Annotated in this window: 16 protein-coding genes; 7 read left to right on the forward strand and 9 right to left on the reverse strand. The window is 70.3% G+C overall.

The genetic code is table 11. From position 1 onward, the window contains the following. Positions 1-31: 31 nt before the first annotated feature. From OG741_RS14315 to OG741_RS14325, 3 genes are all read right to left on the reverse strand, one after another. Complete coding sequence (locus OG741_RS14315) at positions 32-490, reverse strand: HD domain-containing protein (RefSeq protein WP_405597687.1); 459 nt, start codon at positions 488-490, stop codon at positions 32-34. 54 nt (positions 491-544) lie between these two features. Then, positions 545-1741 (reverse strand): amidase, encoded by a 1197-nt coding sequence (locus OG741_RS14320; RefSeq protein WP_405597689.1) that lies wholly within the window; start codon positions 1739-1741, stop codon positions 545-547. A 63-nt stretch (positions 1742-1804) separates the two neighbouring features. Continuing rightward, a complete protein-coding gene (locus tag OG741_RS14325; RefSeq protein ID WP_405597691.1) occupies positions 1805-2950 on the reverse strand; it encodes a PP2C family protein-serine/threonine phosphatase in 1146 nt (381 codons plus the stop codon). Positions 2951-3056: 106 nt separating this feature from the next. Here OG741_RS14325 and OG741_RS14330 point away from each other — a divergent pair, with 106 nt between their 5' ends. After that, a complete protein-coding gene (locus OG741_RS14330) occupies positions 3057-4286 on the forward strand; it encodes a GNAT family N-acetyltransferase (RefSeq protein WP_405597694.1) in 1230 nt (409 codons plus the stop codon). Between the two features lie 24 nt (positions 4287-4310). On the opposite strand, the gene OG741_RS14335 is transcribed toward OG741_RS14330, so the two are convergent. Together OG741_RS14335 and OG741_RS14340 are read right to left on the reverse strand one after the other, a co-directional pair. Beyond that, entirely contained in the window at positions 4311-5120 is an 810-nt protein-coding gene (locus OG741_RS14335) for an Fpg/Nei family DNA glycosylase (protein ID WP_405597697.1), read from the reverse strand. Positions 5121-5122: 2 nt separating this feature from the next. Continuing rightward, positions 5123-5611 carry a ribose-5-phosphate isomerase gene (locus OG741_RS14340; protein WP_405597700.1) on the reverse strand — a complete coding sequence of 163 codons (489 nt, stop codon included), beginning with the start codon at positions 5609-5611 and terminating at the stop codon, positions 5123-5125. Between the two features lie 181 nt (positions 5612-5792). Here OG741_RS14340 and OG741_RS14345 point away from each other — a divergent pair, with 181 nt between their 5' ends. Continuing rightward, on the forward strand, positions 5793-7301 hold the full coding sequence (locus OG741_RS14345) for an amino acid permease (RefSeq protein WP_405597703.1): 1509 nt from the start codon (positions 5793-5795) through the stop codon (positions 7299-7301). A 91-nt stretch (positions 7302-7392) separates the two neighbouring features. Here the strand turns inward: OG741_RS14345 and OG741_RS14350 are convergent, their stop codons facing one another. Next, positions 7393-7977, reverse strand: a complete 585-nt coding sequence (locus tag OG741_RS14350; protein ID WP_405597705.1) for a biotin transporter BioY — start codon at positions 7975-7977, stop codon at positions 7393-7395. Positions 7978-8362: 385 nt separating this feature from the next. Between OG741_RS14350 and OG741_RS14355 the strand changes: the two genes are divergently transcribed. The 3 genes from OG741_RS14355 to OG741_RS14365 all read left to right on the forward strand — a co-directional run bounded on the left by OG741_RS14355 (position 8363) and on the right by OG741_RS14365 (position 12008). Then, a complete protein-coding gene (locus OG741_RS14355; protein ID WP_405605560.1) occupies positions 8363-9766 on the forward strand; it encodes an amino acid permease in 1404 nt (467 codons plus the stop codon). Between the two features lie 220 nt (positions 9767-9986). Further along, positions 9987-11078 (forward strand): glycerophosphodiester phosphodiesterase family protein, encoded by a 1092-nt coding sequence (locus OG741_RS14360; protein ID WP_405597707.1) that lies wholly within the window; start codon positions 9987-9989, stop codon positions 11076-11078. Positions 11079-11372: 294 nt separating this feature from the next. After that, positions 11373-12008, forward strand: a complete 636-nt coding sequence (locus OG741_RS14365) for a superoxide dismutase (RefSeq protein ID WP_405597709.1) — start codon at positions 11373-11375, stop codon at positions 12006-12008. Positions 12009-12137: 129 nt separating this feature from the next. Here OG741_RS14365 and OG741_RS14370 read toward each other — a convergent pair whose 3' ends face one another. Then, positions 12138-12782, reverse strand: a complete 645-nt coding sequence (locus OG741_RS14370) for a DsbA family protein (RefSeq protein ID WP_405597712.1) — start codon at positions 12780-12782, stop codon at positions 12138-12140. Positions 12783-12916: 134 nt separating this feature from the next. On the opposite strand from OG741_RS14370, the gene pepN reads away from it, so the two are divergent. Further along, the gene (pepN, locus tag OG741_RS14375; protein ID WP_405597715.1) at positions 12917-15487 is read left to right on the forward strand and encodes an aminopeptidase N; all 2571 of its coding nucleotides are present in this window, start codon (positions 12917-12919) and stop codon (positions 15485-15487) included. Between the two features lie 223 nt (positions 15488-15710). After that, positions 15711-16736, forward strand: coding sequence for a hypothetical protein (locus OG741_RS14380; RefSeq protein WP_405597718.1), 1026 nt, complete (start codon positions 15711-15713; stop codon positions 16734-16736). Positions 16737-16814: 78 nt separating this feature from the next. Here the strand turns inward: OG741_RS14380 and OG741_RS14385 are convergent, their stop codons facing one another. Together OG741_RS14385 and OG741_RS14390 are read right to left on the reverse strand one after the other, a co-directional pair. Beyond that, positions 16815-17981, reverse strand: coding sequence for a serine hydrolase domain-containing protein (locus OG741_RS14385; RefSeq protein ID WP_405597721.1), 1167 nt, complete (start codon positions 17979-17981; stop codon positions 16815-16817). A gap of 84 nt (positions 17982-18065) precedes the next feature. After that, on the reverse strand, positions 18066-18539 hold the full coding sequence (locus tag OG741_RS14390; protein WP_405597723.1) for an NUDIX hydrolase: 474 nt from the start codon (positions 18537-18539) through the stop codon (positions 18066-18068). Positions 18540-18809 lie beyond the last annotated feature (270 nt).

Consider the following 18809-nt stretch of genomic DNA (forward strand, 5'->3'; position numbering starts at 1 on the left):
GTCGCGGCCCGGTCCCAGCCCTTACGGTCGGTCAGGCCTGGTCACCGTCCGGCAGGCCCAGCAGGGCGCGTACCTTCGCGTACTTCGCCGTGAGCCGCGTCCGCGTCGCCTCGTCGAGGACCGCCAGCCGCGCCGGATCGGCGTTGTGCGCGAGGTCGGCCTCCTTGACGAGGCGCGCCCCCGGCGTGGCCAGAATCCGCCTCGTGTACTCCTCCAGATCCTCGCCCTTGCGCTTGGTGAGGGCGAGGACCATGTCCTTCACCGTCTGCGGCAGCGCGGCCTCGTCCAGCCACTCCCGGGACAGCGCGTCGTCCTCGACGGCGTCGTGCAGCCATCCCGCGGCGATCTGCTCCTCGCTCCCGCCTCGGACCCGCACCCCTTCCGCGACGGCGGCGAGATGCTCGGTGTACGGGCGTCCCGCCTTGTCCGTCTGGGCGGCGTGGGCCTCGCGGGCGACGGCCTCGATCTCGGTGAGCGTGAGATACGGCATGGCACGACTGTACGGGCGCACGGGCGCGCCCTGCCGGGCAGTTGGGCTCCCTGGTCAGGGCCGGAAGCCCTGCCCGGCGCTGCGCACAGCCAGGTCGAGCAGCGCGCGGTCGCTCCCGCGGCCGGCGATCACCGCAAGACCCACCGGCAGTCCGTCCACCGACATCCGCGGAAGCACCAGGCACGGCAGGCCCGCGCCGCTCGCCAGGCAGGTGAGGCGGAACGTGCCCTGCCGGGTGGCTGCCTTGCGCGCGCTGTCCTCGTCGGGGAGGGGGGCCGGTCCGCTCGCCGCGGGCAGGAGCAGTACCGCGTCGTCCGGCAGAGCCGCGAGCAGCTGGCGGGCGCTGAGGTGGACCATCTCCTCCGCGGCGGTCCGCTCCTCGGGGGTGACCGCGGCGGCGCGGGCGAACCGTGCCTCGACGCCGGGCCCGAGCGTCCCGGGATGGGCACTCACCCAGGCCCCGTCGCACTCCCACACCTCCGCCGCCTGAGCGGTCGCGAAGGCCGCCGCCCGCTCCGCCGGATCGCCTCCCAGGGACGGGACTTCCTCCGTCTTCAGGCCGAGCCGCTCAGCCAGTCCCGCCGCAGCCGGGCCGAAGGCCTGACGTACTCCCGTATCGGCGAGCGCGACGAGGTCCCTCGCCACCAGGGCGGTACGGAAAGGACGTTGGCCCTCGGCGCCGCCCGATGGCAGCAGTACGTCGCCCAGCCGTGCCAGCGTGCGCGCGTCCCGTGCGAGCCAGGCGACCGTGTCGAACGAGGGGGCCAGCGGCAGCATTCCGGTGGCGGGGACGGCGCCGTGGGTGGGCCGCAGGCCGTGGAGCCCGCAGTACGAGGCGGGCACCCGGATCGATCCGGCGGTGTCGCTGCCGAGCCCGGCGTCGGCCTGGCCGAGGGCGACCGCGGCGGCCGGTCCGCCGGAGGAGCCGCCGGGGACGCGGCCGGGTGCCGCCGGGTTGGGCGGGGTGCCGTAGTGCGCGTTCGTCCCGTTGAGGCTGTAGGCGAACTCGTCGGTCTGCGCGATGCCGGTCACGTCGGCCCCCGCGGCAAGCAGGGTCCCCACGGCCCACGAGTGCGCTCTCTGGGGTTCCGCCTCGGCGAGCCAGGCCGGATTGCCGGCGCCGAGCCGGTGGCCGGCGACGGCGTGCACGTCCTTGACCGCCAGCCGTACGCCGTGCAGCGGGCCACTGCCGGACCCGGCGACCAGCGGGTTGCCTCGCTCGCGCCAGACCGCGGTGTCTGTCGTCGCCATCAGGACTCCTCGGGACGCCGTCGTGGGCGTTCGAGCATCTCAGGCCCCCGCCCGCCGGGCGGATTACGCCTCGCGGCAGAGCAGCAAGAGCGCCCGGTCGTCGTTGACGTCCTTCGCGACGGCCTCGATCAGATGCCAGGCCGCGCCCTCGAACCCCGAGGCGACATAGCGGTCGGCCTCACCGGTGAGGCGGTCTATGCCCTCGCTGATGTCACGGCCCGACGCCTCCACCAGGCCGTCGGTGAAGAGCATCAGTACGTCGCCGGTCCGCAGGGAGCCCTTGACCGGGTCGAACTGTGCCCCGTCGTACACCCCCAGGAGCGGGCCCTCGGCGCCCTTCTCCTCCCAGCGGCCGCTGCCCGCGTGCAGCTGGAGCGCGGGCAGATGGCCCGCCGAGAACAGTTCGTAGTCTCCGGAGTCCAGGTCCAGGACGAGATGGATGGAGGTCGCGAAGCCCTCGTCCCAGTCCTGGCGGAGCAGATAGCCGTTGGCCGCGGGCAGGAAGCCGTGCGGTGGCAGCGAGCCGAGCAGACCCCCGAACGCGCCGGACAGCAGCAGCGCCCGCGAGGCCGCGTCCATGCCCTTGCCCGAGACGTCGGTGAGGATGACCTCCAGGGTGCGGCCGCCGTTCGTACGGGCCGCGACCACGAAGTCGCCGGAGAAGGACTGGCCGCCGGCCGGGCGGAGCGACATCTCGCGGTGCCAGCCCTTGGGGAGCCGGGGCAGCGCGCTCTGCACCCGGATGCGTTCGCGCAGGTCGAAGAGCATCGTCCCGCCGCGCCGCCAGGGCACTCCGACCCGGGCTCTGAACTGGGCTATCAGCAGTCCGAAGAGACCGCAGGCCGCGACGGCGAGAACCGTTCCCGGGGTGACGCGCGCAGGGCCCTCGGCGTACGGGCCGAGCACGACCGACTCGACGATCAGCGCCGCCGCTGCCCCCGCGTACAGACCCAGCAGGCTCGCGGGACGCAGCAGCAGACCGCCCGCCACGATCGGCAGGACGAGGGCCGCCGGGGAAACCCAGACGGGCATTACGACCGTGCCCCAGGTGAAGGCCGGGATCGTCAGCAGCAGCCCGACGAGCGCGATCCAGTCGGAGCCGTCGCCGCGGAAGTAGTCGACCCCGGATTTGCGCAGCGCGATGCGTCCCCGGTGCACGGCTTTCCGCAACCGGGCCGTGAACGAGTCTGCTGCAGAGCCGCGGGCCATTGCCGTGGACCCTATCCACCCGCTCGCCATCCGTGCAGGGGGACCCCGGTGACAATGCGTTCGAAATCGGGTCGCCTCGACGCCGTCGCCCTGGTAGGCATGGCATATGACTCTCGAACTTCGCGTACTGCGCCGTACCGAATGGGACCTCTGGTACGGCAAGTTGGAGCGCGCGTTCGGCGGTGTGGCGGAGGCCCCTGAGGAGCGCGAGCTTTACCAGTCGCTGACCGAGCACGAGCGCTCCATCGGCGCCTGGGACGGCGACGAGTGCGTCGGGACGGCCGGGGCGTTCACGTTCGGGGTCTCGGTGCCGGGCGGCGCGATGGTTCCCGCCGCGGGCGTGACGATGGTCAGCGTGTCCGCGACGCACCGCCGCCGCGGGGTGCTCACCTCGATGATGCGCCGCCAGCTCGACGACGTACGCGGCTGGGGCGAGCCGCTCGCCGTACTGACGGCGTCAGAACCGGAGATCTACGGACGATTCGGCTACGGCCTCGGGACCCAGCAGCTGTCCCTGACGATCGACACCGTCCGGGGACACATCGCCGTCCCCGAGGGCGCGGACGCGGTCCGGCTGCGCTTCGCGGAGGTCGCGGAGGTCGCGCGGGAGTGCGAGGCGGTCTACGTCCGCACCATCGGCTCACGGCCCGGCATGCTCGCTCGCAGGCCCGGCTGGGAGCGGCTGCCGCTGCTCGACCCCGAGAGCGAGCGGCACGGCTCCTCGCCGATGCAGTGCGTGGTCGCCGAGCGGGAGGGCGAGATCGTCGGTTTCGTGCGCTTCCACACCAAGCCGGACTGGGATACGCAGGGTCCCAAGGGCAGCATCACCCTGCGGCACATCGAGGCGCTCGACCCGGTGACGTACGCCGTGCTGTGGCGCTTCCTCTTCGACATCGACCTGACGGTGCAGGTCGTGGCGCGCAACCGGCCGTTGGACGATCCGCTGCTGCATCTCGTCAATGACATCCGGCGGTGCGAAGTGCGGGTGCGGGACGGCATGTTCGTACGGCTCGTGGAACTGGGCGCGGCCCTGGAGGCGCGTACGTACCAGACGCCGGTGGATGTCGTCTTCGACGTCGACGACGCCTTCTGCCCCTGGAACGCGGGGCGTTGGCGGCTGACAGGCGACCACAAGGGCGCTTCCTGCAAGCGGACCGAGGACCACGCGGATCTGGCGCTGTCCGTACGGGAGTTGGGCGCGGCCTATCTGGGCGGGGTGTCGCTGGCCGCGCTGGCGGGCGCGGGGAGGGTGCGGGAGCTGCGGCAGGGGGCGCTGGCCGAGGCGTCGGTGGCGTTCGCCTCGGACGTCGCGCCCTGGCTGCCGCACGGGTTCTGAAACACGCCCGGGTATGCCCGTACCTCACGCCGTCTGGCAGCCCGGGCACCAGAAAAGATTGCGTGCGGCGAGACCGGCGGTGCGGATCTCGCCGCCGCAGACATGGCAGGGCAGGTGTGCCCGGCGGTAGACGTAGACCTCGCCGCCGTGGTCGTCGACTCGCGGCGGGCGGCCCATCGCCTCGGGTGTGTGCTCGGGGCGGACGGTGTCGATGCGGTTGTTGCGTACTCCTTCGCGCATCAGCTCCACGAGGTCCGCCCAGATCGCGGTCCACTCGCCGTGCGTGAGGTCCTTGCCCGCGCGGTAGGGGTCGATGCCGTGCCGGAAGAGGACCTCGGCGCGGTAGACGTTGCCCACGCCCGCGATGATCTTCTGGTCCATGAGCAGCGCGGCGACGGTGGTGCGGGAGCGGGAGACACGGGCCCAGGCGCGGTCAGGATCGTCGGCGGGGCGCAGCGGGTCGGGGCCCAGACGCTCGTGTATCGCCGCCTTCTCACCGTCCGCGATCAGCCCGCAGGCCGTGGGCCCGCGCAGATCGACATAGGCCGCCGGGTTGGCGAGCCGCAGCCGCACGGTGTCGGTCGGCGGCGGCGCGGGCGCGTCACCGAAGGCGACCTTGCCGAACAGGCCGAGATGGATATGGACCCAGCCGAGCGGGCCGAAGCCGAGGAAGAGGTGCTTGCCGTGCGCCTCGGTGCTCTCAAGAGGCTGGCCGTCGAGCAGCGCCGCGCTGTCGGAGAACTTCCCCTGCGGGCTGGTCGCCCGCACAGGCCGGCCGCCGAACCTCTCGAAGTGGTCGGCGGCCAGTCGGTGGATCGTATGACCCTCGGGCACGCTCAGCCCTGCTGCGGGTGGTGGGCCGGGATCGGGGGAAGCTCGCCGGTCTCCTCGTACGCCGAGAGCATCTCGATACGGCGGGTGTGACGCTCCTCACCCGAGTACGGGGTGGAGAGGAAGATCTCGACGAACTTCACCGACTCTTCCAGCGTGTGCATCCGGCCGCCGATGGAGATCACGTTCGCGTTGTTGTGCTCACGGCCGAGCGCTGCGGTCTGCTCGCTCCAGGCGAGTGCGGCGCGCACTCCCCTGACCTTGTTGGCGGCGATCTGCTCGCCGTTGCCGGAGCCGCCGATGACGATGCCCAGGCTGTCCGGGTCCGCGGCCGTCTTCTCGGCGGCACGCAGGCAGAACGGGGGGTAGTCGTCCTGGGCGTCGTAGATGTGGGGACCGCAGTCGACGGGCTCGTGGCCGTGGGCCGTGAGCCACTCGACGAGGTGGTTCTTGAGTTCGAAGCCGGCATGGTCGGAGCCGAGGTACACGCGCATGATCCGAGTGTGGCACGCGAGTGTCCGGGTAGCGGTGACCGGGGTCAGGCCCTGTCGGGCCGGGGGCTTTCGCCTATCACCCGGACCTAACGATCCGGAGACGGGACTTCACACATCTGGAGTCGCGCGTTTGAATGCGGGGGCTCGTGACCCGAGTGCACTCAAACCTAAGGATTCGTCCATGACCTCGCAGCAGACCCTCACGAAGGAAGGCGAGAAGGCCGGTACGACCGGTAACTCGCAGCCCTCCGGTGGTCTCCAGGCCGGACTCAAGAACCGGCATCTGTCCATGATCGCCATCGGCGGTGTGATCGGCGCCGGCCTGTTCGTCGGCTCCAAGGCGGGTATCGCCGCGGCGGGCCCGGCCATCCTCCTCTCGTACGCACTCGTGGGCGCGCTGGTCGTCTTCGTGATGCGGATGCTCGGCGAGATGGCGGCGGCCAACCCGACCTCCGGCTCCTTCTCCGCCTACGCGGACCGGGCGCTCGGCCGCTGGGCCGGGTTCTCCATCGGCTGGCTCTACTGGTTCTTCTGGGTCGTCGTGCTGGCGGTCGAGGCGACGGCCGGTGCGGACATCCTCGAAGGCTGGGTACCGGCGGTCCCGCAGTGGGGCTGGGCGCTGATAGTGATGGTCGTGCTGACGGCGACGAACCTCGTGTCCGTGTCCTCGTACGGCGAGTTCGAGTTCTGGTTCGCGGGCATCAAGGTCGTGGCGATCGGCGCGTTCATCGTGATCGGCCTGCTGGCCGTCTTCGGCGTGCTGCCGGGCTCCGACAACCCCGGCGCGGGCTTCGCGCACCTGACGGACGCCGGCGGATTCATGCCGAACGGCGCGGGCGCGATTCTCACCGGCGTGCTGATGGTCGTCTTCTCCTTCATGGGCAGTGAGATCGTGACCCTGGCGGCGGGCGAGTCCGAGGACCCGCAGCGCGCGGTCACCAAGGCGACGAACAGCGTGATCTGGCGGATCGGTGTCTTCTACCTGGGCTCGATCTTCGTGGTGCTGACGCTGCTGCCGTGGAACGACGAGTCGATCCTCGCCAAGGGCTCGTACGTCGCGTCCCTGGACTCGATCGGGATCGCGCACGCCGGGCAGATCATGAACGTGATCGTGCTGACGGCCGTGCTGTCGTGTCTCAACTCCGGCCTGTACACGGCCTCCCGCATGGCTTTCTCGCTCGGACGGCGCGGCGACGCGCCGAAGGCCTTCGGCCGTACGAACTCGCGGGGCGTGCCGCAGGCGGCGATCCTCGGCTCTGTCGTCTTCGGCTTCCTCGCCGTCTTCTTCAACTACAAGTGGCCCGACACGGTCTTCGCGTTCCTGCTGAACGCGTCCGGTGCGGTCGCGCTGTTCGTGTGGCTGGTCATCTGCGTCACGCAGCTGCGGATGCGCGGGATCATCCTGCGCGAGTCGCCGGAGAAGCTGATCGTGCGGATGTGGCTCTTCCCGTATCTGACGTGGCTGACGATCGGCATGATCGTTTTCGTGCTCGGCTACATGGTCTACGACGGTGGCGACGCGCGGGAGCAGGTGCTGCTGTCGCTGCTGGTGGCGGTGCTCGTGGTGGGCGTCGCGGTGGTGCGGCAGATGCTGGGCAAGGGCGGCGCGGGCGCCGAGGCCGGTGCGGCTGCCGATGCCGATGCCGATGCCGATCAGAGCGGCGTGAAGGACTCGGTCACGTCTTCGTAAGTGGTCGGAGCGGCGTCCTGTGAGACGCGCAGGGGCCCGCGGCCGTCGGTGGCCGCGGGCCCTCACGCTGTCAGAGAAAGCACCGCCGGCATCAGCCGCGGCGGCCGACGAGCTTCCAGGCCGCGGGCAGTGCACTCATCGCCAGCGCGGCCTTCAGCGCGTCGCCGATCAGGAACGGCGTCAGACCGGCGGCGACGGCCTGAGACAGCGTCATACCGGTGGCCAGCGCGAGATACGGGACACCGACCGCGTAGATGATCAGCGAGCCGACGGCCATCGCCCCCGCGGTGCGCAGCACCGAGCGGTCGGCGCCGCGGCGCGCGAGAGCGCCGACGACCGTGGCCGCGAGCATCATGCCGAGGATGTAACCGAAGGACGGCATCCCGTAGCCCGACGTGGCCTGCGCGAACCACGGCATCCCCGCCATGCCCGCAACCGCGTACAGCGCGAGGGAGAGGAAGCCGCGGCGGGCGCCGAGCGCGGTGCCGACGAGGAGGGCCGCGAAGGTCTGGCCGGAGACCGGGACCGGTGAGCCGGGGACCGGGACGGCGATCTGGGCCGCGATGCCGGTGAGCGCGGCGCCGCCGAGTACGAGCGCGATGTCCTTCGTACGGGATGCGGGCAGCAGGTCGGCGAGGACCACTCCGGGGCGGGACGTGACGGAAGCAGTACTCATCGGGACTCCGCTGAGGCGAGGACGGGTTGGGGACACGGCGACGCTAACCCACGGAGAAGGTGCTGATCACGGTCGGCCGACAACAAAGGCCCACCGCGCCAGTTGGTGGGGATCGCACAAAGGCGGCGCGACATGCGCGAGTTGGCGTGATGCTCGTCACTGAGGTCGGAGCATGGTCGGCCCGTTTTGCACGGAGGGGCGGATGTTGGAGACACTGTGGGATCTTGCCAAATGAACCGGGAGGGCAAGGAGCAGTTGGGCGTGAGGATGTGTTCACCAGGTGTAAGCCTGGTGACCGTATAGCGGACATCCGTTCCGTGTAAGCGGTACGCGCAACCAGACTGTGGTCCCTCTCCCCGTCTCAGCTACTGAACAGGGCATGCCCATGTCTCGGACCTCCGCGCCCGCGCCCGTCGACCAGCAGGCCGACGCCCCGCTCTCGCACGGACTCAAACAACGCCATCTCTCGATGATCGCCCTCGGCGGCGTCATCGGAGCCGGACTCTTCGTCGGATCCGGCGCGGGCATCGCCGCGGCCGGCCCGTCGATCGTCATCGCGTATGCGGTCTCCGGCCTTCTCGTCATGCTCGTGATGCGCATGCTCGGCGAGATGTCGGCGGCGAACCCGGCATCCGGCTCCTTCTCGGTGCATGCCGAACGGGCGATCGGCCCCTGGGCCGGATTCACGGCGGGCTGGGCGTTCTGGTTCCTGCTCTGTGTGGCTGTCGGCCTCGAAGGCATCGGCGCGGCGAAGATCATGACGGGCTGGCTTCCCGGCACGCACGAGTGGGCCTGGGTCGCGCTGTTCATGCTGGTGTTCTGCGGCACGAACCTGGCTGCCGTGAAGAACTTCGGCGAGTTCGAGTTCTGGTTCGCGGCCATCAAGGTCGGCGCGATCGCCCTCTTCCTGGGCATCGGCGCGCTGGCGATCCTCGGCATCCTGCCCGGCACGGACGCGCCCGGCACCGCCAACCTCACCGGCGACGGCGGCTTCTTGCCGAACGGCGCGGACGGTCTGGTCGTCGGACTGCTCGCCTCCGTCTTCGCGTACGGCGGTCTGGAGACGGTCACCATCGCCGCCGCCGAGTCCGAGCATCCGGTCCAGGGCGTCGCCAAGGCCGTGCGTACGGCGATGTGGCGTATCGCGGTCTTCTACATCGGCTCAATGGCGGTCATCGTCACGCTGGTCCCGTGGGGCGACCCGAAGGTCGTCGAGAAGGGCCCGTACGTCGCAACGCTGGACCACCTGGGCATCCCCGCGGCCGGTCAGATCATGAACGTGGTCGTGCTGGTGGCCCTGCTTTCGGCGATGAACGCCAACGTCTACGGCGCCTCCCGCATGGCCTGCTCGCTGGTCGCCCGCGGCCAGGGCCCGAAGGCGCTCGGCCGGACCTCCGGCGGGGTGCCGCGCACCGCGGTGCTGGTGTCGTCCGTGTTCGGGTTCCTGTGCGTACTGCTCAGCTACTGGCGGCCCAACGACGTCTTCACGTGGCTGCTCAACATGATCGGCGCGATCATTCTGGTCGTATGGATCTTCATCGCGGTCTCGCAGCTGGTGCTGCGCCGACGCACCGAGCGCGAGGACCCGTCGAAGCTGGTCGTGAAGATGTGGCTCTACCCGGCGCTGACGTGGGTCGCGCTGGCGGGCATGGTCGCGATCTTCGTCCTGATGGCACGGGAGCCGGACACCCGCACGCAGCTGTACTACACGGGCGGGCTGACGGTGGCTCTGGCGGCTGTGGGCTACCTACGCCAGGTGCGGGCGCGGCGGGTGGGGGCCGCGGGCTGAGTTCTTCCCACCGGGCCGCAATGCAGCCCGTCCGGAGTGTGACGAACTCCCCCTACGTCCTGCGGGCGTAGGGGGGACCCCCGGACGGGCGTACGGCGTTCGGGGCGGACCGCGCACGCAGGACACGACGCGGCCACTCCCCCGCCTCCTCACCGCAACCCGGCGTGGCAAGCGTGATGAACAAACGCGCCCCACGACCGGATCCGATGAGGAGACCCGCATGCCCGCGATGCCGAGACGCCGTTCGATCCTGCTCGCCGCAGGCGCCGCCACAGCTACTGCCGCCACCACCGCCGTGACCGCGCTGCCCGCCGCCGCGGCGGAGCGTCAACGCCCGCACCCCGCACGCCCGTTGGTGATCGGCCACCGCGGCTCCGCGGGCTGGCGGCCCGAGCACACGGCCGCGGCGTACACCTTCGCCGTCCAGGCCGGTGCCGACTGGATCGAGCCGGACCTCGTCCCCACCAAGGACCATGTGCTGGTCGTCCGGCACGAGAACGAGATCTCGCAGACGACGGACATCGCGAAGCACCCCGAGTTCGCGGAGCGCCGCACGACGAAGACGGTCGACGGGCGCGCCGTGACCGGCTGGTTCACCGAGGACTTCACGCTCGCCGAGCTGAAGACCCTCCGGGCGGTCGAGCGGCTGCCGCTGATCCGCAACCGCAACACCGTTTTCGACGGTACCCAGCACATCATGACCTTCCAGGAGGTCGTCGATCTCTCCCGCGCGCTCTCCAAGCGGTACGGCCGAAGGGTCGCCGTCTTCCCGGAGACCAAGCACCCGACGTACTTCCGCTCCATCGGCCTACCGCTGGAGCCCGAGCTCGTGCGCGTCGTGCGCCGGAACCGGCTCGACGCCCGCGAGTGCGTCATCCAGTCCTTCGAGCCGTCCAGCCTGCTGCGGATCGCGGACGCGCGGCTGCGGCTTCCGCTGTGGCAGGCGCTCGGCACCACCGGTGGTCCCTACGGCCACACCGCGACGTATGCCCAGATGATGCAGCCCGACGGGCTGCGCGAGATCGCGGAGTACGCGGACTGGATCGGCCCGGACAAGTCCTCGGTCGTCGCACCCTCGGCGCTGCTGGCCGACGCGCACACCGCGGGCCTGAAGGTGGGCGCGTACACCTTCCGCGCGGAGAACCAGTTCCTGCCCGCCGCGCTGCGCCGCGGGACGAACCCCAACGACTTCGGTGACACGTTCGCCGAGTACGCCCTGCACTACGGGCTCGGCGTGGATGCGGTCGTCACCGACTTCCCGGACCTCGCCGTGATCGCCAGGGGCCAGTGGGTCGGGGACTCGGAGTCCTAGGCCGTGTCTGACAAATCTCGCCTGGCGCGCGACGCCCGGCACGCACACTCGCTGCGTTGTCAGAGTCATCCAAGTACGTCCAGTACGAGGATGATCTCCCCCAGACTTCGTCCGGGGGTGCCCCCACCGCCTTGCGATTGCACGCACCGGACGCCGCACACCCCGCCCTGCGGGCGGACGGCGCTATTTGTCAGACACGGCCTAGGGACGGCGCCTGATCATGACCCAACCCTCTTGCTGCTAGCGTGCACTTGCATAAGATGTGCAATAAGCAGTCGGAGGGACCGGACAGACATGGCCGTTTACACGCTTCCTGAACTTCCTTATGACTACGCGGCGCTCGAACCGGTCATCAATCCGCAGATCATCGAGCTCCACCACGACAAGCACCACGCCGCCTACGTCAAGGGCGCCAACGACACCCTGGAGCAGCTCGAAGAGGCCCGCGACAAGGAGGCCTGGGGGACGATCAACGGCCTGGAGAAGAACCTCGCGTTCCATCTCTCCGGCCACATCCTGCACTCGATCTACTGGCACAACATGACCGGCGACGGCGGCGGCGAGCCGTTGGCCGCGGACGGCGTCGGCGAGCTCGCGGATGCGATCACCGAGTCCTTCGGATCCTTCGCCAAGTTCAGGTCCCAGCTGACCAAGGCCTCCGCGACCACCCAGGGTTCGGGCTGGGGCGTTCTCGCGTACGAGCCGGTCAGCGGGCGTCTGATCGTCGAGCAGGTCTACGACCACCAGGGCAACGTCGGCCAGGGCTCGGTCCCGATCCTGGTCTTCGACGCCTGGGAGCACGCGTTCTACCTTCAGTACAAGAACCAGAAGGTGGACTTCATCGAGGCGATGTGGCAGGTCGTCAACTGGCAGGACGTGGCGAGGCGTTACGACCGGGCCAAGGCACGCACCGGGCTCATCACCCCGTGAGCAGGGGAACCTGAAGCGTCCTGCCCGTGATCGTCTTCTCAGCCTTCACGTGCGGGCGGTATGACGAAGGACCCCCGCGAGGACCTGACTCGCGGGGGTCCTTCCAGGAGCAAGGACCGAGGGGAGAGGTCAGTCGAAGATCGGGCCCTGCGTCCGCGTGCGCTTGATCTCGTAGAAGCCGGGGATCGAGGCGACCATCAGCGTGCCGTCCCAGAGCTTCGCCGCATCCTCGCCCTTCGGGGCGGGCGTGACGACCGGGCCGAAGAACGCGAGCTGCTCGCCGTCCGAGCCGGGGACCGCGATGACAGGGGTGCCGACGTCCTGGCCGACCTTGTCGATGCCCTCCTTGTGGGAGGCGCGCAGCTCGGTGTCGTACGCGTCGGAGTCGGCGTACTCGATCAGCTCGGCCGGGAGGCCCACCTCCTCCAGCGCGCCGGCTATGGCCTCGCGGGTCGCGCCCTCGCCGCGGTTGTGGAAGCGGGTGCCGAGCGCGGTGTAGAGGTCCGCGAGCACCTCGTCGCCGTGCTTCTGCTGCGCGGCGATGACGACCCGGACCGGACCCCACGCCTCCTTCATGGCCTCGCGGTACTTGTCGGGGAGCTCGTCGAGCTTGGGCTCGTTCAGGACGGCGAGGCTCATCACATGCCAGCGGACCTCGACGTCGCGGACCTTCTCCACTTCGAGCATCCAGCGCGAGGTCATCCACGCCCAGGGGCAGAGGGGGTCGAACCAGAAGTCGACGGGGGTCTTGCCGGTCTGACCGTTCTCGGACATGTCTCTCCTCGTTGTGGCGTCACGCGCGCCTCGAACGGGCAACGCCGATGGTCACCGGACGATTCCCGCACGCACCCCGCTCAGGTGTGCATGGGAGGATCGGTCCTGTCCGAACGAGACACGAAGGAGTGCCCGTGCCCGGTGAGAATCTGTCCCGCGACGAGGCCCGTCGACGGGCCGAGCTGGTGTCCGTCGACGGGTACGAGGTTGCCCTCGATCTGCGCTCCGCGGTCGGGGAGACCCCGGACGGCTCCGGGCCACGCACCTTCCGTTCGGTGACGACGATCCGCTTCCGCTGCGGCAAGCCGGGCGCATCGACCTTCGCGGATCTGCTGGCGCCCGCCGTCACGGCCGTCACGCTGAACGGCGAGAAGCTGGACGCGGCCGCCGTCTTCGACGGCTCGCGGATCGCGCTCGACTCTCTGGCCGCGGAGAACGTACTGGTCGTGGACGCGCAGTGCGCCTACAGCCGTACCGGCGAGGGACTGCACCGCTTCGTCGACCCGGAGGACGGCGAGGTCTATCTCTACACGCAGTACGAGCCGGCCGACGCCCGCCGTGTCTTCGCCACCTTCGAGCAGCCGGACCTCAAGGCGCCGTTCCGCTTCGAGGTGACCGCGCCGGAGGGCTGGACCGTCTGGAGCAACGGCGAGGGCGCGCGGGACGAGGACGGGGTGTGGCGCTTCGCCGAGACGAAGCCGATCTCCTCGTACATCACGGCGGTCGTGGCCGGTCCGTACCACTACGAGACCGACGTCTACACACGCACCTTCGACGACGGGACGACGCTGGAGATCCCGCTCGGCGCGATGTGCCGCAAGGGACTCGCCAGGCACTTCGACGCCGACGACATCTTCCTGGTGACGCGGCAGGGGCTGGACTTCTTCCACGACCACTTCGACTACCCGTACCCCTTCGGGAAGTACGACCAGGCGTTCGTGCCGGAGTACAACATCGGGGCGATGGAGAACCCGGGCTGTGTGACCTTCCGCGAGGAGTTCATCTTCCGGGGGAAGGTGACGCAGGCGTCGTACGAGCGCCGGGCGAACGTCATCCTGCACGAGATGGCGCACATGTGGTTCGGCGATCTGGTCACCATGGTGTGGTGGGACGACCTGTGGCTGAAGGAGTCCTTCGCGGACTTCATGGGCAGCTTCTCGATGGTGGGGGCGACCCGCTTCACCAACGGCTGGATCACCTTCGCCAACAACCGCAAGTCGTGGGCGTACCGGGCGGACCAGCTGCCGTCGACCCATCCGATCACGGCCGACATCCGTGACCTGGAGGACGCCAAGCTGAACTTCGACGGGATCACGTACGCGAAGGGCGCCTCCGTACTGAAGCAACTCGTCGCGTACGTCGGCCAGGACGCCTTCCTGGAGGGCGCGCGGCGCTACTTCAAGCGGCACGCGTACGGGAACACACGCCTCGCCGACCTGCTGGCGGTGCTCGAAGAGACGTCCGGGCGGGACATGGCGACATGGTCGCGGTCCTGGCTGGAGACGGCGGGCGTGAACTCACTGACCCCTGTGGTGACGTACGACGCGGGCGACCGGATCACCGAGCTCGCGGTGGCGCAGGACGGCGACGAGCTGAGGCCGCACCGGGTGGCGGTCGGTCTCTACCGCGGCGAGGCGGGTGCGCTGGTGCGTTACGCCCGCGCCGAGGTGGACGTCACCGGGCCCCGGACGGTCGTGGACGCCCTCGCGGGCGCCGAGCGGCCCGAACTGATCCTGGTCAACGACGAGGACCTGACGTACTGCAAGATCCGCTTCGACGAGGGCTCCCTGGCGACGCTGCGCAGCCACCTGGGCGACATCACGGACCCGCTGGCGCGGGCGCTGTGCTGGTCGGCGCTGTGGAATCTGACGCGGGACGCGCTGATGCCCGCGCGGGACTTCATCGGACTGGTGCTGCGGTTCGCGGGACGCGAGTCGGACATCGGCGTGCTGCAGATGCTGCACATGTGGGCCCGCTCGGCGCTGCACCACTACGCGGCGCCCGGCTGGCGCGAGCAGGGCGCACGGCTGCTCGCGGAGGGCGCGCTGCGGGAGCTGCGGCAGTCCGAGCCCGGCAGCCAGCACCAGCTGACGTGGGCGCGGTTCTTCGGCACGACCGCGACGTCGGCGGCGGATCTGCAGCTGCTGCGGGGCCTGTTGGAGGGTTCGGCGAAAATCGACGGCCTGGACGTGGACCAGGAACTGCGGTGGGCTTTCGTGGAACCGCTGGCCTCGCACGGGGTGGCGGACGAGACCTTCGTCGCGGCGGAACTCGCCCGCGACGACACCGCCTCGGGCAAGCGCCACCAGGTCCGCTGCCTGGCGGCGCGCCCGTCGGCGGCGGTCAAGGACCAGGCGTGGGCGCAGGTCGTCGAGTCGGACTCGCTGTCCAACGCGCTGGTGGAGGCGACGATTTCGGGCTTCGCGCAGGCGGGACAGCGGGAGCTGCTGGCGCCGTACGTGCCGAAGTACTTCGAGGCGATCGAGCGCGTGTGGGAGGAGCGGTCGATCCAGATCGGCATGGACGTGGTGAAGGGCCTGTTCCCGGGTCTGCAGGACAGCGAGGCGACGCTGGCGGCGACGGACGCGTGGCTTGCGGCGCACGAGGGGGCGGCGCCGGCGCTGAGGCGGCTGGTGCGGGAGTCGCGGGACGACCTGGCGAGGGGGCTGCGGGCGCAGGCGTGCGATGCGGGGGCGTCGGGCTGACGTCGGGGTGGGGTGCGCCTGCGGCGGGCTACACCCCACCCCGCCCCTTCCCGTAACCGGGGCTCCGCCCCGGACCCCGCTCCTCAAACGCCGGAGGGGCTGAATACGCCGCTGCGTCTGATCGGCAGTCGAACGCCCGTACTTTAGGACGAGGTTGTCCCGAAATGTCGACGAGCCTGTAACAGCGGTTAGCTCCCCGGCCCCCCGCGGGCATCCCCGTCGCATGAACCACAACACCCCGCTCTCCCCCCTCCCCCTCTCCCACCTCTCCGACGTCCAGCGCCGCGTCCTGTCCGCCGCGCAGCTGCGGGCGCACGGGGTTTCCGCCGCGCGGACCACCGCGCAGTGCCGGCCTGGTGGGCCTTGGCAGTTGCTGCTGCCCGGGGTGTTTCTGCTGCACCCCGGTCCGCCGACGAGCGAGGAGCGGCTGCACGGCGCGCTGCTGTACGCCGGGCGCCCGGTGATTCCCGCGCAGGGCGAGCCCCGGAGCGCCGCGCCCCGCTACGGGGAGGCCATGGTCACCGGGCTCGCCGCCCTCGCCCTGCATCAGTTCTCCTCAGCCCCGCCGCTCCTCTCCCTCGAACGGATCGACGTCCTCGTGCCCCGCACCCGGCGGCTGCGGTCGACCGGTTGCGCCCGGCTGGTGCGCTCGCACGAGCTGCCGGGACCACAGGAGATCACCGGCGTGCCCGTCGCGCCCGTGCCGCGTGCCCTCGCTGACGCCGTGGCGGAGCTCACCGATGCCCATGTCGTACGGCAGCTGCTCACCGAGGCCGTCCGCGGCGGGCACTGCGAACCCGCCGCGGTCGTCAAGGAGCTGAACCGGGCGCGGCTGCTCAACCGCCCCCATGTCGTCGACGCCGTCGACTGGCTGCTCGCCGAGGGCCGGGCACTGGCCGAGGACCGGCTGTACGACCTGGTGCGCGAGCACGGCCTGCCCGTCCCCGTGTGGAACGTGGACCTGCGCCTGCCCGGCGGCCCGCACCTCGGCGGCCTCGACGCCTACTGGCCCGAACAGGCCGTCGCCGTCGAGCTGGACACCCGTGCGCCCCGCCACGACGAGGACGCGCTCTGGTCGGAGTACGCCCGTAAGCGCGAACATCTGGAGCGGCTCGGCATCACCGTCGTGTACATCACGCCGCGCAAGCTGCGGGATGCGCCGGAGCAGCAGGCGACCGTGGTCCGCACCGCCCTGATGGCGGCGGCGGACCGCGACCCGGCCGCCTATGTCGTGGTGCTCCCGCGCTAGGTGCCGACCGACGACAACGCCGGAGACGGAGTCGCAGGGCGTCGCGAGCCCAGTCTGATCCGTCGGACACCCCCTAGATCAGCCGCAGAACTCCGCCTCCACGACAGCCCAGCTGTCCCCCGACCAGTCACCGTTGAAGTTCATCGCCAGCGAATGGCTCCCGTCCCGGGTGGTGAGCGCCTCGGACGACGACCCGTGGATCCCGCCTCCGTGGCCCCAGACGTCCTTGCCGCAGCTCGTCTTGATCTGCATCAGGCCGAGGCCGTAGCGCTTGTCCTGATCCTTCGGGTCCATCGCGACGGTGGCGGTCATCTCCCGCAGCTGCTTGCGCGGCAGCAAATCGCCCTTCAGCAGCGCCCGGTAGAAGCGCTGCAGATCGGCGGAGTCGGAGACCATCTCGCCGGCCGACCCCGCGGCCGACGGGTTCAGTTCGGTCACATCGTGGATCTTCGCCTTGGGGTCCTCGGACAGTTTCGAGTAGGCCCGGCCGCTGGGGCGCGGCATCCGGGCGTCGGTTCCGGGGAGGGAGGTGGCGCGCAGGGAGAGCGGGCGCAGGATCCGGCGCTCGATCTCGGAGCCGTACGCACGTCCCGTCGCCTTCTCGACGACCATCCCCGCGAGGATGAAGTTGGTGTTGGAGTAGTGCCAGCTCGCGCCGGGCGCGAAGTAGGGCTTGTGCCCCATGGCGAGGCCGACCAACCGACGCGGGGTCCAGGTGTCGTAGCGGTGCTGGAAGAAGCCGTCACCGAAGACCTTCTCCACGAAGCCCTGGTCGTCGGTGTAGTTGTAGATCCCGCTGGTGTGGTTGAGGAGCTGCCTCAGGGTGATCCGGCGACCGTCGTGGCCGTTGCCGCGCACCACGCCGGGGAGCCACTGGTCCACCGTGTCGTCCAGGCTCAGTCTGCCTTCCGCCTCCAGCTGGAGCACGACGGTGGCGACGAAGGTCTTGGTGATGGACCCGACGCGGTAGCGGTCCTGCGGCAGGCGTTCGCGCCCGGTCCTCAGGTTCGCGACGCCGGCCGTGCCGTTCCATGTGCCGTCGCGGTCGCGCGCCTGGGCGAGGACTCCGGGCACCCCGTCGCGGACGGCGGCCTCGATCGCCCGCTGCGTGGCGCGGTGGTCGCCGCTCCCTGCCGTCCCGCTGTCCGCGGCTGCGGGGCTCACCAGCGCGCCGGTGGCCAGGGCTGCCACCGCCACCGCTCCTGTCAACGCCGTCCGGACCGTGCGTACTGAACGTCCTGCCATCCTGGTCTCCTGTCTCCGACTGCGGTCGAAGGACAGGACTCGGACGGCGCGTACGGCGTTGCCCGGGGTGCCAGGGTTGAGCGGCTATCGGCCATTGCGGACGACGCGGCCCACCGGGGGCCTGGAGCGCCACAGTTCCAAACCGATGTCGACGAGTTCGACCCGCTCCAGACCGTTCACCGAGGCGAGCGGATGCCAGGCCGCGAGGTCCGTCGACCCGTCCGTCTCGTGGCGCAGCTCGCCGCCGGTGACCCTGCCCTCGTACACGATGCGCAGCCCCTGGAAGTCGGCGAACGCACCGAGTCTGCGGGGGTACTGGCGGCGGATGGTGTCCAGGCCGAGCAGTGCGGTCATCTCCGACGCGTAGCCCGTCTCCTCTTCGACCTCGCGGACGACGGTGTCGAGCGGGTCCTCCCCGTGGTCCATGCCGCCTCCGGGCAGCGTCCACTTCTTGGCGCCGTCGCGGGCCACCCAGCGGGCGAGCAGGATCTGTTCCTCCCGTACGCACACGGCGTATGCCGCAACCCTCAACTCCCTGTTCCGCAACTGCTTGTTCATGCGGTGAGGGTAGACGTACGCCCGAGATCCCCATTTCAGTGGAGTCGGGTCCGTCGGCGCCGGTGGTCCATGGCCGTGTGCGGCAACCGGGCGAAGGCCTCGCGACACCACGCCCTCGGACACGGGGGCTGAATCTCCCCTTTGTCCCTCATGGCGTACCGTCCGCAGTGGCGGGTTTCCGCCATGACCACATCATGCCTCTGACAACTCTCCACAAACCCCTGTCACTTACGCAAGGCTGAGCGGTCATCCGGCACCGAATTCCGGACC

Source organism: Streptomyces sp. NBC_01410 (assembly GCF_045040195.1).
GTDB lineage: Bacteria > Actinomycetota > Actinomycetes > Streptomycetales > Streptomycetaceae > Streptomyces.